13 protein-coding genes and 1 pseudogene are annotated in these 16,874 nt (G+C 72.8%); 6 read left to right on the plus strand and 8 right to left on the minus strand.

Features of this window, described 5'->3' with window-relative positions:
* The first annotated feature begins 345 nt into the window (after positions 1–345).
* A complete protein-coding gene (locus CWS50_RS11965) occupies positions 346–1,164 on the plus strand; it encodes a response regulator transcription factor (protein WP_243118335.1) in 819 nt (272 codons plus the stop codon).
* 196 nt (positions 1,165–1,360) lie between these two features.
* The gene (locus CWS50_RS11970) at positions 1,361–3,013 is read left to right on the plus strand and encodes a sensor histidine kinase (protein ID WP_127843447.1); all 1,653 of its coding nucleotides are present in this window, start codon (positions 1,361–1,363) and stop codon (positions 3,011–3,013) included.
* Positions 3,014–3,042: 29 nt separating this feature from the next.
* Here CWS50_RS11970 and CWS50_RS11975 read toward each other — a convergent pair whose 3' ends face one another.
* Positions 3,043–4,026, minus strand: coding sequence for a phosphatase PAP2 family protein (locus CWS50_RS11975; RefSeq protein WP_180342368.1), 984 nt, complete (start codon positions 4,024–4,026; stop codon positions 3,043–3,045).
* A 291-nt stretch (positions 4,027–4,317) separates the two neighbouring features.
* Here CWS50_RS11975 and CWS50_RS11980 point away from each other — a divergent pair.
* The 3 genes and pseudogenes from CWS50_RS11980 to CWS50_RS11990 form a co-directional block, all read left to right on the plus strand.
* A pseudogene (locus CWS50_RS11980) lies at positions 4,318–5,028 on the plus strand (class I tRNA ligase family protein); the annotation flags it as partial.
* 213 nt (positions 5,029–5,241) lie between these two features.
* Positions 5,242–5,583 carry a hypothetical protein gene (locus CWS50_RS11985; protein ID WP_127842977.1) on the plus strand — a complete coding sequence of 114 codons (342 nt, stop codon included), beginning with the start codon at positions 5,242–5,244 and terminating at the stop codon, positions 5,581–5,583.
* Entirely contained in the window at positions 5,580–7,007 is a 1,428-nt protein-coding gene (locus CWS50_RS11990; RefSeq protein WP_127842978.1) for a polymorphic toxin type 15 domain-containing protein, read from the plus strand. Before CWS50_RS11985 ends, CWS50_RS11990 begins: the two co-directional genes overlap by 4 nt.
* Positions 7,008–7,224: 217 nt before the next feature.
* Here CWS50_RS11990 and CWS50_RS11995 read toward each other — a convergent pair whose 3' ends face one another.
* The 6 genes from CWS50_RS11995 to CWS50_RS12020 all read right to left on the minus strand — a co-directional run bounded on the left by CWS50_RS11995 (position 7,225) and on the right by CWS50_RS12020 (position 14,517).
* On the minus strand, positions 7,225–8,847 hold the full coding sequence (locus CWS50_RS11995) for a DUF7059 domain-containing protein (protein WP_127842979.1): 1,623 nt from the start codon (positions 8,845–8,847) through the stop codon (positions 7,225–7,227).
* 125 nt (positions 8,848–8,972) lie between these two features.
* Positions 8,973–9,953, minus strand: coding sequence for an MsnO8 family LLM class oxidoreductase (locus CWS50_RS12000; RefSeq protein ID WP_127842980.1), 981 nt, complete (start codon positions 9,951–9,953; stop codon positions 8,973–8,975).
* Positions 9,954–10,280: 327 nt separating this feature from the next.
* Positions 10,281–10,793 (minus strand): PH domain-containing protein, encoded by a 513-nt coding sequence (locus CWS50_RS12005; RefSeq protein WP_127842981.1) that lies wholly within the window; start codon positions 10,791–10,793, stop codon positions 10,281–10,283.
* A 330-nt stretch (positions 10,794–11,123) separates the two neighbouring features.
* On the minus strand, positions 11,124–12,347 hold the full coding sequence (locus tag CWS50_RS12010; RefSeq protein WP_243118336.1) for a type II secretion system F family protein: 1,224 nt from the start codon (positions 12,345–12,347) through the stop codon (positions 11,124–11,126).
* Positions 12,344–13,606 carry a TadA family conjugal transfer-associated ATPase gene (locus tag CWS50_RS12015; protein ID WP_127843450.1) on the minus strand — a complete coding sequence of 421 codons (1,263 nt, stop codon included), beginning with the start codon at positions 13,604–13,606 and terminating at the stop codon, positions 12,344–12,346. The genes CWS50_RS12010 and CWS50_RS12015 overlap by 4 nt, the downstream gene beginning before the upstream one ends.
* On the minus strand, positions 13,603–14,517 hold the full coding sequence (locus CWS50_RS12020) for a nucleotide-binding protein (protein WP_127842982.1): 915 nt from the start codon (positions 14,515–14,517) through the stop codon (positions 13,603–13,605). The genes CWS50_RS12015 and CWS50_RS12020 overlap by 4 nt, the downstream gene beginning before the upstream one ends.
* Before the next feature lie 334 nt (positions 14,518–14,851).
* Here CWS50_RS12020 and CWS50_RS12025 point away from each other — a divergent pair, with 334 nt between their 5' ends.
* A complete protein-coding gene (locus CWS50_RS12025; RefSeq protein WP_127842983.1) occupies positions 14,852–15,721 on the plus strand; it encodes an HAD family hydrolase in 870 nt (289 codons plus the stop codon).
* A gap of 28 nt (positions 15,722–15,749) precedes the next feature.
* Here CWS50_RS12025 and CWS50_RS12030 read toward each other — a convergent pair whose 3' ends face one another.
* Entirely contained in the window at positions 15,750–16,742 is a 993-nt protein-coding gene (locus CWS50_RS12030) for a Fic family protein (RefSeq protein ID WP_306821245.1), read from the minus strand.
* Positions 16,743–16,874 lie beyond the last annotated feature (132 nt).

Consider the following 16,874-nt stretch of genomic DNA (forward strand, 5'->3'; position numbering starts at 1 on the left):
ACTACGCTGCCACAGCCCTGATGGAACAGCAGGACTACGGCCTGGCACGGCGGCCTGGCAGGGCAGGAGCAGGCACAGGGGCACGTGTCCACCGGGCTCCCGCGCCGACACTTTGATTCTTTGCACCAAAACCGGATCACCGCGCGGACGCCGCCACCCGGATGCTGCTCCGCCTGACGTGGGCCCTGGTTTCTGGCACAGGGCGACCGGTCGCACGGCGCAACCGCTCCAGCATTTCATACACCGCCAAGACATGTGGCTGTTTGTGGTCCCAACCTGATAACACAGCATTCTCCCAGGTGACGACTCGAAGGAATCCAGCAGCCTTATGCTGGAATTGGCGGCATGAGCACCACCCCTGAGCCTCTTACCCGTCCGGACGGGTCTCCCGTGCGCGTCCTCGTGGTCGACGACGAGCAGATGCTGGCCGACCTGCTGGCGAGCGCCCTGCGCTACGAGGGCTGGGAGGTCACCACGGCCGCCACGGGGACGGCTGCGGTCAGGACGGCCCAGGAGATCCAGCCCGACGTCATCGTCCTCGACGTCATGCTGCCCGACTTCGACGGGCTGGAGGTCATGCGCCGCGTCCACGGCCACACCCCCGGGGTACCCGTCCTCTTCCTGACAGCCAAGGACGCCGTCTCCGACCGGGTGGCCGGGCTGACCGCCGGAGGCGACGACTACGTGACCAAACCCTTCTCCCTGGAGGAGGTCGTGGCACGGCTGCGTGCCCTGCTGCGCCGGTCGGGAGCCAGCGAGGAGAAGCCCGCCTCCCTGCTGGAGGTCGGTGACCTGCGCATGAACGAGGACTCCCACGAGGTCTGGCGGGGTGAGGACGAGATCCACCTCACCGCCACCGAGTTCGAGCTGCTGCGCTACCTCATGCGCAACCCGCGCCGCGTCCTGTCCAAGCCACAGATCCTGGACCGCGTCTGGAACTACGACTTCGGCGGGCAGGCGAACATCGTCGAGCTCTACATCTCCTACCTGCGCCGCAAGATTGACAAGGGGAGGGAGCCCATGATCCACACGATGCGCGGTGTCGGCTACGTGCTCAAGCCCGCCGCTGACGCACCAGCCGCTGCGGGGCGCTCCCAGGAACCCGCGACGGCCGTGGGCGCCGCAGCGCAGGCCCCGGCAGGCTCCTCAGTCAGGAACCCCTGAGGCCCTCGTGACGGCAGCAGCTCCCGGGCCATCCCCCGGGCCATCCCCTGGACCGCCGCCCGAGCCGCTGCCTGGCCGCACGGGACAGGGCGGCCAGGTCCCCTCCGCACGCCTCCCGCGCCCGCGACGGCTGCGCAGCCTGCGCACGACTCTCGTGCTCGGCGTGCTCGGCCTGGTCCTTGTCACCGCTGCGCTCATGAGCGCCGTCTCCACACTCACCCTTCGCTACACGCTGACCGGCCACCTCGACGAGAAGCTGGCTGCCGCCTCCGAGCGGGCCGCGAACCGCCGCAACGGCCTGGAGCAGGGACCGGCGGGCGCGCTCCAGTGCCCCGGCGCCGACAGCCCCGCTGGTGCCGCCACTGATACTGGCACGGGCAGCGCCGAGGAGCCCTCAGACCAGTGCCCCACGCTATCGGTCCCCAGCAGTCCCGTCCCTCCCGAGGGCACCGAGACCGGGGACGGCGAGCTCGGAGGCAACAAGGAGGTGGCCCCGGGGGTGGACGCCGCAGGCCAGTCCACGGGAACGCTGACCGTCATTATCGTCTCAGGCTCCGTAAGCAGCGCCACCTACATCGACGCCGAGGGCCGCTACGTCAGCCTGCCCTCACAGGCCTACGCCGACCTGCTGCCAGTTCGTACCGACGGTCACCCCATGACGGTCAGCATCACCTCCCTGGGTGACTACCGGGTGGTGGCCACCGAGGACGACTCCGGCGCTGTCGTCATCACCGGCCTGTCCACGGAGGACGACAACAGGCTGGTGCGCACCCAGCTGCTCATCGAGGCCGGGATCGCGCTGGTAGGGGCACTCGTGGTGGCCCTGGCTGGGAGGAGCATGGTCAGGTCCTCCCTGGCACCCCTGGAACGGGTGGCCGCCACCGCCCAGCACGTGGCCTCCCAGCCCCTGGAGCGCGGTGAGGTCTCCATCGACGAGCGCGTGCCCGCCCAGGACCTGGCCTCCTCCACAGAGGTCAGCCAGGTGGGAGCCGCGCTGAACACGCTGCTGGACCGGGTCGAGGACGCCTTGAGCGCCCGCCAGCGCTCGGAGACGCAGGTGCGCCAGTTCGTGGCCGACGCCTCCCACGAGCTGCGCACGCCCCTGGCGTCCATCCGTGGCTACACCGAGCTGATCCAGCGCGAGGGGGCCGACGCGAACCTGCCCGAGGAGGCCGAGCACGCCCTGCAACGGGTGCACTCGGAGTCCCTGAGGATGACGGCCCTGGTGGAGGACCTGCTGCTGCTGGCCAGCCTGGACGCGGGGCGCGGCCTGGTGCTCACGGAGGTGGACCTGGTCGGTCTCCTGGTCGACACCGTGGCCGACGCGCGCGCCGCAGGCCCCGACCACGACTGGGACCTGGTCCTGGAGGCGCTGGAGCCTCCCGCCAGGGAGGGCCCCGGGACCCTCCAGGCCTCCCAGCCCCCCGAGGGCCAGGAGCCCGAGGAGTTCGAGGAGTTCGTCCCCGAGCCGCCGCTGGTGATGGGAGACGAGCCCCGGCTGCGCCAGGTCCTGGTCAACCTCCTGGCAAACGCCCGCGTGCACACCCCACCGGGGACACGGGTCACCACGACCCTGCTGCGCCGTGGCAGCCACCTGGTGGTGCGGATCTCCGACGACGGGCCCGGTATCGAGCCCGCCCTGCGTGAGCGCCTCTTCGAGCGCTTCGCACGTGGAGACACCTCCCGCGGGCGCCGCACCGGCTCCACCGGCCTGGGGATGTCGATCGCCCTGGCGATCGTGCAGTCCCACCAAGGGACGCTGACCGTGGAGTCAACGACCCTGCAGGAGGACCCCGTGCACCACGGCACCACCTTCACCATCAGCCTGCCTACCGGTGAGACCCAGTAATCGCACCCGGACCGGGACCTGCCGCCGCCCTATCGCGTCCGGTCCCGCGCCCGCCAGTCGCTCAGGCCGACCAGGGCGCCCAGGGCCAGGCAGGACACGGCGACAGTCGCCACCGACCCCGTGGTGTAGGCGGCAAAGAGGTCCCACCGCGTCAGCGGGGCGGCGCTGCGCGACCACACCCACGCCCCCAGGAGACCGGCACCGACGCAGCCCACGGCTCCTGCGGCCGTGAGCACGGTGTTCCACAGCCGCTGCGAGCCCCGGGCTGCGGCTGCCCCGCTGCCAGCACCCCCGTCGCTGTGGGCGCTGCCGCGCTGGCCGCCATCATGCTGGCCACCGCGCCCACCCGGGTCCCGGTCCCCGCCCTGCCATGCTCCACCTGCGACCGCCACCGCGCCCCAGGCGACGGCCACCAGCACGGCCGAGAGAACGTCGGAGGGCCGGTGCCACTGGCACACCAGGGTGGAGTACCCCATGGCCGCCGTGGCGGCAGCCCCGGCCCAGGCCGCAGCCGTGCGCCAGCGGGTCCCGGCGAGCAGCACCAGGGCCACGGCGGCTGAGGCCGCCATGGTCGTGTGCCCCGAGGGCAGGGTGTTGGCGTTGTCCCAGCGCGCGGTGATGTCGTAGTCGGGACGCCACAGGACCCACTGCTTGATGACCTGGGTGCTCAGGTTCGCCCCGACCACGGCGACCACGGCCCACAGGGCACGACGGTGGCTGCCACGCAGCCAGCCAACGAGGAGGATCACCGCCACCAGCACCACCGCCGCAGGCATGGAGACGGTGGACAGGAGAGCGCGGGCCTGGTCGGAGACGTAGTGGGAGCCGATCTCAGAGCCCTCCAGGGCGGCCGCCTCCAGACGCTGGCCGGTGTAGGTGCCCACACACAGCCACCACAGCACGAGCACCCCCACCAGGCAGCACGACGCCAGCAGCACGGCCCGCCCGCGCGCACCTGGCGCTGCGGCACCCGGAGGTGCCGCCCTGCCTGGAGTCGTCCGGGAGCTCATCATCACCGAGCGATGGTAGAGGCAGCGACCGGGGAACCTCCTGGTAGGTCCCAGCGATTCCACTGCGGAAGTGCTCACGTGGCGCCGCGACACGGCCTCTGTCCCGGGCCTCGTTGCAGGTCCAGGGCACTCCTGACTGACCGTGCGCTCGCCCTCAGCATCATGCGGCGCTTTGATGAGCCCACGACCTCCGCGTGCGGGCAGGCTCTTCGTCGCATCACGTCGATGGGGAGGTCCCTGGACCTCGGACCGCTGCCACGCCCCGTCTCGCCGCAGATGACGAGCCAGTTCTGGGCCGAGGCCTCCCCAGAGCTGCGACGGCACGCCCGCGCTCTGGAGGTCACCGAGTCGTTCTTCTGGACCTTCTGCGACGACTACATCGAGCTGGGCAAGGACCGTGCCAACGACGCCGAGGGCACCCACACGGCTGGTGCGGTGCGCAGCGCCCGGACCACCCTGGCGCTGGCGGTGGACACCTTCGTGCGGCTGCTCGCCCCGTTCCTGCCCTACGCCACTGAGGAGGTGTGGAGCTGGTACCGCACCGGGTCCGTGCACCGCTCAGCCTGGCCTGAGGCGGCAGGGCTGCGCCAGGCCGCCCAGGGGGCGGACCCGGCCCTGGTGGCCCAGGCGGGCACCGTCCTGGCGGCGCTGCGCCGGGTGAAGTCGGAGGCCAGGACCAGCCAGAGGACCCCGATCCTCAGCGCCGTGCTGGAGGTCGCTGCCGACTACCAGCCAGCCGTGGAGTCGGTGCGCTCCGACCTGGTGGAGGCCGCCAAGGTCACCGGCTCCTTCAGCGTCAAGGTCGCCGGGGCGGTCCAGGGCGCGGACGTAGCCACTGAGCCTGTTGACAGCGGTACTGCGGCTGCCGACAGCCCGGACACCGGTGCCACGGGCCAGGACGCTGAGGCTGGCAGCACTGAGACTGGTAACAGTCACGGGGAGGCTCCGGTGCGGGTCCGCTCCGTCGAGCTCGGTGAGGCCCCGGCCCGGCCAGCCCGGTCCTAGGCTGGCCCAGGCCCAGCACAGCCCGGTGGCGGCGCGGAACAGGGTTGCCACCGGCGGGAGGCCCGTCGGTCCGGACGGCTTCATCCGGCCTGAGCAGCTTGCGAGTCTGGGGTGCGCCAGCCGAGCGCCGGGGCCTCGCACAACGTACCCCGAGCTCGCAAACCGGGGAGGACAGGGCTGCGTGGGCTGCACGGGCGCTGTCGCGGGCACGCGGTGCGTCGAGGCTCCCGGGACGGCTCCGGGACCCCGGTGGTGGGCTGGGCCGTCGAGAACCTGGGGGGTGCTGGGGCGGGGCAGGTCTACGGGCTGACCCCCGCCTGCTGTTTCACCGGGCGGGTCAGCACCAGCCAGGTCGGCATCGAGGACGCCACCGCGCACCTCACTTTTCTGGCCCAGGCCCAGGAGCACACCCTGGTGGAGGACTTCTCCGCCGCCGCCGCACAGGTCGCCGCCACCATCGCCGCAGGAGGCCAGACCACCAGCCAGGGTGACGGTCCCGGCGGCACCAGTAGCGGCCCTGGTGGCACCGGCCCCGGTCCGGGGGCGGGGTCGTGACGCCCAGGCGCTGGCGGGACCGGCTCCGCAGGCGCGGGCGCCCCACCGCCCCTGCTGCTGGTCCCGCCGCGCCTGGCGGCGGGGCCGGTGGTGGTGGCCCAGCCCCCGGCCACGGCGGCGGTGGCGGGGATGCCTCCCTGGTGGCTGGTGACATGTTCACCCCAGGGCGGGCTGGCGGGCAGAGCGTGCTGGTGTGGGAGGGGGCCGTGGCGGCACCGGCGAGCCCGCTGGCGTGGCACTCGGCCACGCCGGTGGAGGTGTTCTTCCACACCGGCCACCACGACTCCACCCAGGTCCTGGTGGCTGAGTTCACCCGCCAGCTGGACCGACAGCTCTCCGCCCTGTCCCTGCTCAGCGCGGAGCGCCTGCTGGAAGGCATCCGCGCCTACCGCACCCAGGGCCGCCAGCCCACCTCCGGTACCACCAAGCGAGCCCGCAAGAACTTCATGAAGGAGGTCATGCACGACCTGCGGCACGTGCACCAGCTCTCCAAGGAGGATGCCCAGGCCAAGGCGCTGGAGGTGAACCGGGCGCTGGTGGTCCTCCACGAGCCCGACCAGCTCCTGGCGGGGCCAGGCGGCCCCGCCACCACCGGGCCGCAGCCCGGCTACCCCTCCCTGGGCCACGGGCAGGTCAACTCCTCGGTGGGCTCCCAGAACAGACCCATGGTGGCGGTCCTGGAGCAGGCCGCCCTGGCCGTCCCACCCGACCAGAGGGCGCAGGTGCGCCTCCTGGTGCGCGCCGTGCTGACCAGCTCCCCCGACCTGGCCCAGGACCTGCGTGCCGGCCAGGCGCACCTGGAGCCACGCACCCAGGCCCAGAGGAGCGCCACCAGCCCCCGCGCACCACCGTGGACACCCACCTACCTCGCCGCCACCATCGCCACCGGGCACGACCCCTGGCACCCACCCGCCCGGGCGCAGGAGCCCGCGCCCTCGGCCACGACCCAGCCCGGGACCGGGCAGCCCCACCAGCCAGACCGGCCCGGCCCCGCCACCGGGCAGCCAGGCCCCACCCACACGGGCGCCACCCCGGCCGGACCGGGCCAGCCGGGCCACAAGACCACCCGCGAGGAGGTCCTGGCCAACATCAAGGCCCGAGTGGCCCAGGCGGCCCGCCAGGGCAACCAGCCCCGGGCCGCACGGGAGGCACCCGCCGGGGCAGACCTCTCCCGAACCGCCCGTCTGCGCGAGGCCTCCTTCCCCCACTCGCCCACCGCCGCCGTGCGCACGCCACCAGCACAGCCCCAGGCAGGCCCCAGACCGTCCCGGGCGGGCCAGCCGGGCCACAAGACCACCCCCGAGGAGATCCTGGCCGACATCAAGGCCCGTGTCGCCCAAGCCGCCCAGCAGCCCACCCAGCCCCCCACCCCACACCAGACCCCCACCCGAAACCACCGACGCAACCGAGGTCTAGGCCGATAAGCCCGAACCCGCACCGGTACGTGGGCCGGAAACCGCACGCAGCAGGCCGGGACCCGCCAGCGACAGACCAGCCCCACCCCCGACCCGTCAGCGATATGCGAGTCCGGGGTACGCTATGCGGCCACCCGGCCCTCCCAGGACGTACCCCAACCTCGCAAACCGCCAGAGGGAGAAGCCGGAACGCGAAGGGTCACAGCCTGGACCATGCCCCACCCCCTCACCCAAAGGTCAGGAACCCGCAGCGGGCCAGCTCGCGCACGCCCGCCACGAGCTCGGCACGCACTGCGACGGCGTCGGCGGCCGTGCCAGCCCCGGTCAGGACCGCCACCGCCTGCGCTACCTGCGCCACGCTCAGCTCGCCGTCGGCGGCCCCTGCCAGGGCGGCGACCGCTGTGCTCACCGGGACGGCACGCCCCAAGCCCCCACCCTGCCTCAGCATGATGACCGAGGGCTCTGCGGCGCCTGGCACCAGGTGGCGCTCCTCGGTGACGTCGGCAGCCAGCACGGGGTGCAGGGTGGCGACAGCGTCGTCGTCCAGGCCAGCCAGCAGGTCCTGGGCCTCCAGCACCTGGGCGACGTGCGGCCCCAGGGGAGCCTCCACTGCCGTGGTGACCTCCTCCAGCACCCGCCAGGGCCTGCGCGGTGCCTGCGGGCGGTGGAGGACCAGGTAGCCGAAGCCGACCCCCTCCACCCCCCGCTCCTCGAAGTCCCCGACCCACGCCCCGACGGCGGCGTCAAAGGCCTCCGGTGCCCGCTCGGGGGCCACCCCGCCGTCACGCAGCCACATGGCCGCGTAGGACACCGGGTCCTGCTGCTCCCGCTCGACGACCCAGGCGTCGGCCTCCTCCGGCAGCCAGTCGGCGACGTCCCGGCGCCAGTCCCTCCCCTGGTGGTGCTCCCAGTTCCCCAGCAGCACGGCGGTGCCCCCCGCCTGCAGGTGGGCACCCAGGCCCGCCACGAGCCCAGGCAGGACGTCCTCGCCGGCGTCGCGGTACTCCATGAGCGCCAGCCCCGCCTCACGGACCGCAGCAGGCGTCAGGACAAACGGGGGGTTGGAGACCACGAGGTCGAAGCGACGCCCTGCCACCGGCTCCAGCAGGGAGCCTGCCGCCAGCTCCACCCGCTCCTCCTGACCGGCGAGAGCGACGTTGAAGGCGGTGAAGTCCAGTGCCCGGCGCGAGACGTCCGTCGCAGTCACGTGCTCGGCGTGGCGCAGGAGGTAGAGCGTTTGGATCCCGCAGCCGCACCCCAGGTCCAGGGCGGTACCCACCGGTGTGCGCGGGACCAGGCCCGCCAAGGTCAGTCCCGCCCCGCCGATGCCCAGGACGTGGCCGGGTGCCAGCTCACGGCCGGTGACCATCTCACCCAGGTCGGAGGCCACCCACCAGCGCACCTGCCCGGTGTCGTCACGGGCCTCGTGGGGACGCAGGTCCACCAGGGCACGGACCCGGCCATTGGTGTCAGGCGGGCTGACCAGGCCGGTAGCGGCCGCACCGCGGGTACGGGTGCGGCTCAGGACGTGGTCGAGCTCGGCGGCCGACACCGGCTCACCAAGCATGAACAAGGCAGTCAGGACGGCCGGGGGCGAGGGCCTCGCGCCTGCGGCCCGGTCCTCGTCCATGGCGGCCCGCAGCGCCCGCAGGGCGGGGAGGCGGACCTCTCGGCGCAGGGCGGCGTCACCCACCTCTCCCAGCAGGTGGGCGACGGCGTCCACGCCCCAGCCACTGGCCTCCAGGTCCTTGCGCAGCCTGAGGGCCTGCTCGGCGGTGGCACGCGGCGCAGGGGGCACCGCCGCCCCGGGGTCAGCGGAGGGGGCGGGCTGCGGGAGCGCGACGTTCATGAGGCGACGGTAGCGCCTCCCAAGGACTGAGCCGGGTACGGGCTGAGCCGCCACACCACTGTCGCTACGTCCCGACACCGCCACTACGCCGTCACTACGCCGCACTGCACCGTCACCACGACGGCTCAGGCCAGCCGGGCGGCGAGCTCGGTGTACTGGTGGATCTTGGTCTCGACGTCCTTGATGTAGCTGATGAGCATGACCTCCTCGGTGTGGTGGCTCTCGGCAAAGGTCGTGACCTGGGAGGCGACCTCGTCGTAGGTGCCCACGATGACAGCCGTGTCCCGCTCAAGGTAGGCCTCCACCTGGGCCCGGTAGGAGGCCTCCAGGGTGGCGGGGTCCCGGAAGCGGACCGGACGGCCGGTACGCAGCGCGTAGCGGGCGTCGGCAGCCACGAGGGCCTGCTCCCAGGCCTCCTGCCTGGTCGGGGCAGCACTGACGCACAGGGCCGACAGCGTCTGGCCGCTTTGGTGCCCAGCAGGCAGGTGTGCCCGGTAGTGGTCCATGACCTCTACCTGCTGGCGGCCGGTGAAGAACTGCGCGTAGGCGTAGTTGAGGTCCCGGGAGCCCGCCCACGCCGCGGACTGGCCCGAGGAGCCCAGGAGCCACAGCTCGGGCAGCTGCTCGGGCCTGGGGTCCACCGTCAGGGAGGCGTAGTGGTGGTCGGCCGTGAGCTCGTTACGCAGCAGGGCCACAGCCTCCTCGACGAGGAGGTTGATGGAGTCGGGGTCGATGACACGCCCCTGGTTGAGCGCCCCCGCCGCACGCATGTCGCCGCCGGGCGCGCGCCCCAGGCCCATGTCCACGCGACCGGGGTGGAGCGCAGCCAGGGTGGCGAAGCGCTCGGCCACCTGCAGGGAGCCGTAGTGCATGGCCATGACTCCCCCCGACCCCACACGGATACGCCGGGTGCCGTCCAGGACGTGCATCATGAGCAGGTCCGGGGCCGAGGACTGGAAGACCCCCGTGCTGTGGTGCTCCGCCAGCCACAGGCGGTGGAAGCCTGCCTCCTCCACGCCACGGGCCAGGTGGACCACGTCACGAAGGACCTGGTACGGGCTACCGCCTTCGAACAGGGGAATCTGCTCCAGGACGCTGATACGCATGTCTCTCCTCAGTGTGTACGTCGGCTGGCGAGACCGGGGCTGCCGTCGTGGCGGGACGCGGCCCGCCCGCCATGTCTCTTTCTACTCCTGTCCTGCGGAATGCTGGCGCCACCGCCATCGACACCCTCTGGCCCGGGACGCACGCCCGGGCCAAGGACCTGTCCCTCAACCTGTCACCCCTGGCCCGGCCGCCACGTTCAGCGGCATCTCCCAGGCCGTCGTCGTGGTGGAGGCACGTGGCTAGGGAGGACCGAGAAAGGACGACGTCCGCCTGGTTCCGCTGAGTCCTGCCCGGCACCCGGCGTTGAGCCAGGCACCGGGCAGGGCTCAGCGCCGGGGGTCCGCGTCAACAGCCCCCTGGACGTCGTTGAAGAGCAGGTTGACGATCTCGACCTGCACCGTCTCCACGTGGGGGACGTCCCTGAGGGGGAGCGGGTCGTCTGAGCTGGTCTGGAGTATGAGGGTGCCGCAGCCGAAGAGCCGGTCGTTGAGGTCCTTGTCCTGTTGCACGTCGGAGATACGGCTCAGGGGCAGGTCGTGACCGGTGCGCCTGAGGATGCCGGAGCGGGTGATCACCCGCCTCGTGGTGATCGTGTAGGTGTCGGTGTACCACCTCAGCCACGGCAGGAGCAGGAGGGGGACGCTCACGACGACGACCAGTGCCCACAGCGCTACAAGGCCCCACGGCCTCCAGCCCTGCGGGGCAAGAACCGACCCCGCGACTGCGGCGGCGAGAACGACGACCTCCAGGAGGACCCGCCACAGGAGGACTTTCGCATGGGTACGCATGTGCCGCACGACGACCTCATCGCGGCTCAGCAGCTTCTTCGACAGTGCCATGGTCACATGGTGCCAGCCCGTCGGCCTGCGACGCACGCATCCCACCGCCGCACGCAGTGCAGCCGACAGGGTGCGGTCCTTCGTGTGGAGCAGTGGTGGTCCGCCGAGCCGCAGCGTCCGCAGCACGCCTGGCCGGGTCTGACCCGGCCAGCGCGTACCCGGCCACCCCGCGGGACTGGGCCAGGCCGATGACGTCAACCACCTGCGGGGCGGGCGGGTCTCCAAGGCGGTCAGGAGCACCCATGGTTACGGAACAGACCGGGTGGGGCCGGACGGCGGGCAACCCGCCACCAGGCTCACCGTCATGAGGTCGCCGCCATCACCCTAGCGTCATGAGGCCAGCAGTCCCGCACCGACCGAGGCGATGACGGGCACAAGCCCCAGGAGGACGAAGGCAGGCAGGTGGCACGCACCCAGGGGCACCACCAGACGCACCGCAAGACGCTCGGCGGCCTCCTCGTCCCTGGCCCTGCGGCCCACCCTGACCGTGGCAGCCGTGGCCGCCAGCAGCGTCTGCGGTGAGGCACCGTCCTCCCAGCCGGGCCGCAGGCACCCCTCAAGGCTGGCGTACCTGCTCCGCCACACCGGGTCCCCGGGAGCGTCCCAGGCCTCCTCCCACCCTGCCCCCAGCAGCAGTGCCCGGCCCACCACGCAGAACGCCTCCTCCTCCACGGCCTCGCCCAGAGCGACCAGCACCCCAGGCAGCGACGCCCCGGCGGCCAGGGAGGCGGAGGCCAGGTCCAGGACAAGCGCCTCGTCAGTACCGCGGGCTGAGGCGGTGGCCGCCCGCACCATGCCCCTGGTGACCTGGTGCCCGGCAACCATGAGCGCGGCTCCCGTCGCCCCCAGGACCGAACCCCATCCTCCGTCCAGGAGGAAGGAGACCGGGTCAGCACCCACCACAGCCCCCAGGCCCAGCCCTACCAGCGGCAGACACGCCAGGAGACGGGCTGTCGTACGCGGCCCGGTCAGCGCGCTGACCCGCGAGGCCTCGGCGCGCCCCGACTCGGCGACACCGGAGGCCACGGCATCCAGGACCTCAGCCAGTGGAGCACCCAGGGAGGCTGACAGCCGACAGGCCGCAGCCGCTCCCGGGACCGCCGCCGCAGCAGCCTGAAGCCGTCGCCGCGCCGCGCCGCGGGCGGGCAGCTGCCAGCACAGGCGCCCCTGCTCCCACCGCGGCCAGGTCAGCGTCGCAGTCGGGACCCCCAGGTCCGCAAGCGCGGGAGGAACGCCGTCCTCCCCGGGGTCGATCCCCTCAACCACCCCACAGCGCCCCAGCGCCCGCGACCATGCCCGAGCCGGGGAGGCTCCCGCCCTCAGGAGGCTGGCAACCTCGGTCAGCAGCAGGCCGATATCCACCTGCCGGTGCGACGTCGTCACCCGCACCGGCAGCACCGGGCGGGTCGTGCCCCAGGCGCCGGCCCGAGCGCGTCGCAGCGGGAGCAGCACGACCGAGACCGCCAGGAAGACCGCGAGGAAGACCACCAAGAAGACTGCGAGAGAGACTGCCGGGGAGGTCGGGACTGCCGCCACCCATGCGCCCCCACTCACGGCAGCCCCCTCACGGGGCGGTGGCGGCCCCGCGTGCCTTGTGACAGGGCCGCTGACACCGGGCCCTCACCGACACGCGACACCAGGCGGTCGATGGCAGGCCCGGCGGCTGTCACACCCTCGGCTGACACGCTCAGGGCCTCCTGGCAGGTGAGAACCGCCCCGGCTACGGTGGCCTCCCGCGTGAGCACACCGACCGAGGACACCCACCGCGCCCCCGGCGGCCCCGGCGGCCCCGGTGACGCATCCTCATGCTCCGCTCCCCCTCGGCCTCCCGGGAGACGCCGCAGGTGGACCACGGCGTCGAGGGCGCTCGCGGCCTGGGAGGCGACAGCGCCCTCGTCGAGGCGGGCCAGTGCTCCCAGGGCGGTCAGGCGCGCAGGCACGTCCGTCGCAGAGTTGGCGTGCAGGGTGGCCCAGCCTCCTTCGTGACCAGTGTTGAGCGCGGTCAGGACGTCCCTGACCTCAGGTCCCCGGCACTCTCCCAGGACAATCCTGTCCGGCCTCATCCTCAGCGCCGCCCGCACCAGGGAGGTCATGCTCACGGCACCGGCACCCTGGATGTTGTCCCCGCGCTCCTGGAGGTGGACGACGTGCGGGTGACGGGGACGCAGCTCGCTGGCCTCCTCAATGCAGACAATGCGCTCGCTGGCCGGTACCAGCCCCAGGAGGGCAGCCAGGAGGGTGGTCTTCCCCGTGCCGGTGGCCCCGGTGACCAGGCAGCTGGCCCGCTGCGCCACCAGGGCAGCCAGCACGGCGTCAAGGCCTGGAGCCACTGTCCCCGCGCCGACAAGCTCTGCCAGGCTGAACCCCTGGGGCCTCCTGGTCCGCAGGCTGATCACCGTGCCCTGACTGCTCAGGGGCGGCAGGACGGCGTTGAGGCGCGTCCCGTCCGACAGGGTCGCGTCCACCACCGGGCTGGCGTCGTCAAGACGGCGCCCCGCTGAGGCGGCCATCCGTACCGCGAGCGCGCGGACCTGGCTCTCCGGCATCACCGGACAGGCGACTCTCTCCACCCCGTGCCCGCGGTCGACCCAGGTCAGGCCGGCGAGCACCAAGACGTCGGTGACACCTGGGGTGTCGATGAGGGGCTGCAGGAGCGGTCCGGCGCCTTCCGCGTCGGCGCGCACCCTGTGCCTCAGGCGGGCCAGACCCAGCTCACCGGTGGCAGGGTCGGTGACCTCCTCAAGCGCCTGGTCAAGCCGGGACCCGTGGGCGAGGGCGCGGCGGACCCGGGCCAGCTCGGAACCTGACGTCACTGCCACGCCTGGCCCTCCCGTCGTACCACCGAGTCCTGCCACCCAGAGGGGGATGCCGTCCCGGTGCCCGGCACGAGCCGTCTCGCCAGGGCAGAGACAGCCCTGCGCATGGCGGAGCGTGAGCGCACCAGGTCCTCACCCCGGGCAGCACGCTGAAGGACAGCACGGTCCCTCGGCACGGACCCCAGGACACGGCACCCGGTGATGCGCTCAAGATCGGCGCCTGTCACGTCCTCGCCTGAGGCACGCACCACCAGGCTCACCGGGTCGCTCTCCCCCGCACCCACACAGGCGGTGTCCTGGCAGCCGCTGCTGCGCACCGCTCCCTGCCCCAGGACAGAAGCCCGCAGCCAGGGAACGAGCACCTCCGCAGCGACCGCCGAGGGCAGGTCGCGCCCGGTGAGAAGCAGGACCTGCGCGGACAGCGGGGCAGGCAGACCTCGTGGCAGGTCCACCAGGACCACCTCGTGCTCGCGGGCCACGGCCGTCAGCACGGCGTCCACGCACCCAGGAAGGCGGCCGTCACCCCGCACGAGCGGGCCTCCCCTGGCATCGCCGGTCAGAACGGACACGGTGTGCCACACCGGTAGCGCCCCGACCAGGCGTGCCGCCCGGAAGGCCGTCTCCTGGGTCGGCAGGTCAGCCCACCGCAGACCGGGCAGGACGTCGTCACCCAGGAGCATCCCCAGACCACCTGCCGGGTCCAGGTCGACAACCGCTGTGCGCCAGCCCCCGCGTCCGAGCGCCCAGGCCAGGTGAAGCAGGAGCGTGCTCGCGCCCAGGCCCCCCCGGGCACCGGTGACCGCGACAAGGCGCGCCCCGGGACCGCCGTCTCCGGCACCGGAGCCGTGGTCCCGCCGAGCGGGGCCTGGTGAGGGATCTGGGGTCGGCTGGGGTGGTAGGGCAGGCATTCAGTGTCCTCTCCGGCTCCGGCCACGGCCGGGGCACAAGCTGTGCATGATTGCGTGGGCGCGGGTATGCGCGGTATTCCTGGGTAGTACCGGGCATTGGTGGTCATTGATGGGTGTTGCCGGGCATCTGGGTTGAGGGCTCCAGGGTGCGCGTCCCGGCCCCAGCGCGAGACCCCGCCGCCGCATCCTTGTGAAGAGCGGCTGCCTCAGGCACCCTGTGGTGACCGGCCACAGCCACGAAAAAGGAGTGGAAAGATGAGGAAAGACGTGGAAAAACGCGGAAAAGACCTGGCAACCTGGTGCAACCACGACTGTCCAGTGTGATGATAGGGCCATGAGCCCCACAAGCTCCGCGAGCCCCGACCAGGACACCCGCCGCCCGGCGGCGTACTTCGACCTTGACAAGACCATCCTGGCGACCTCCACGGCCTTTGCCCTGAGCACGCCGATGCACCGCTCAGGCCTGCTGTCCACCGTGGCCCTGGCCCGTGGTGTCGTGGCGCAGCTGCCCTACCTGCTGGTGGGGGCTGGCGCCTCTCGCACGACCCGCCTGATGGACCGCCTGGCGACCCTGACAGCCGGACTGCCCCGCAGGCGTCTGCAGGAGGTGGTCCAGGGCGCGCTGTCCACCGCTATCGAGCCCGCCGTCTACGCCGAGGCGCTCGACCTCATTGCCGGGCACCGCCAGGCCGGGCACGACGTCGTCGTGGTCTCCGCCTCCCTGGCCGAGATCGTCGAGCCGGTCGCCCAGGTGCTCGGAGCCGACCGGGCCGTGGCGACCACCCTGGAGGTGGACGCCAACGGCCGCTTCACCGGACGCATCCGGCGCCGCCTCCTCCACGAGGAGAAGAGCCGCGCCCTGGCAGAGGACGCCCAGGCCCACGGCGTGGACCTCAGTCGTTCCTGGGCCTACTCGGACTCCTCCTCCGACGAGCCGATGCTGACCGCCGTCGGGCACCCCGTCGCCGTCAACCCTGACCGGAGCCTGCGGAGGCTGGCCGAGGCCCGGGGCTGGCCGGTACGGGACTTTGAGCGGCCAGTCACGCTGCGTACCACGTGGCAGCCCCGCTGGCCCGCCCTGCCGCGTCCCCGTGGCCCTCTGCCCGGCGCGCTCGCAGGCAGCCTCAGCATCCTGGCCGCCGCTGGCACCGCAGGCTGGCTGGTGGCCCGTCGTCCAGAACGGGGGCACCTGAGCCGTCCCTGAGCCTGCTGGTCCGCAGGCCGGTGCCCGGCTAGCCCGCCCTCCAGGTCCCGGCCTGCACCGCCCGGCACAGGGACTCCGCCTCCTCCACGCCGAGGAGAAGCGCCTCAGCCTGCCACTGCACCCAGGACACCACCCCGTCCAGGCTTCCGGAGGCGTAAGCGCCCAGCGCCTCGGCGTAGGACGCCGGGGACCGGGCGGCCCACAGGTCCGTCACCGCCGTCCCTGTGGGCTCCAGGCCGTCACGGGTGACAAGGTGACGGGCCAGGAGCCTGCCGAGGGCGGCACTGCCCACGGTGAAGGGGCGCACCACCGCCGTCTCCGCGTGGACGACTGCAGCCCGCACCAGAGCCGGGGCGCCGGGGAGGTCCACCATCTCCAGCAGCGCACCGACCCGGGCGACCAGCTCCTCCCCCTGCGGGGCCTGCACCGGCCCGCCCTCCCGGGGTGCCGTACCGGGTGCGCGCGGGGCAGCGACCTCCTCCATGGTGATCTGGCCGGAGGCCGCCAGCGGTCCAGCAACGTCACGGTGCAGCGCGGCCATCAGCCCCCGCGCCGAGGGCGGGGGCGGGCGCCCGGACCCGACCAGGTCCGGCATCCACCCCACCACTCGGCCTCCTGCGCGCCACAGACCTGCCACCGCGTCCAGAGCCGGGTCACCGGTGGCCGCGTCCTCCAGGCCTGCCACCACGTGCTCACGCAGCACGCTGGCTGGCAGGACCACGCCGTCCACGCCTCCTGAGGCGACCGCGCAGCGTACGGACGCCTCAGCCCGCGCCTCGCGCCACCGGCGCCTCAGGGCCTCGTGCCACCTCAGCCTGGCCGAGGCCTCCCGGACAGCCTCCTCGGCCTGGGCTACCCGCCGGTCACCCGCGATGGCCTCCAGGGCGGCCAGTGCTGCTGAGTCCGCAGCGGCCTCGCCCCTTCTACGGGAGAGCCGCCTGGCGGGGGCGGACGCCAGTCCCGCGTCCAGCCTGTCGCGCGTGTGCCCGCCACCGGCGGGAGGGCTCGTCGTGCTGTCCACGGCGTCACTGTCGCACACTGCGGGAGCCGGTACCGCCTGCGTGCACAGACCGCAGGATCCGCCAGGCCCCTAGACAGGGCAGCCAGACAGGACAACAGGCCCGGGACAACCTCCCCCGACCGATGAGCACCA

Origin of the sequence: Actinomyces wuliandei (assembly GCF_004010955.1) — a bacterium.
In the GTDB taxonomy this organism is placed as follows: Bacteria; Actinomycetota; Actinomycetes; order Actinomycetales; family Actinomycetaceae; genus Actinomyces; species Actinomyces wuliandei.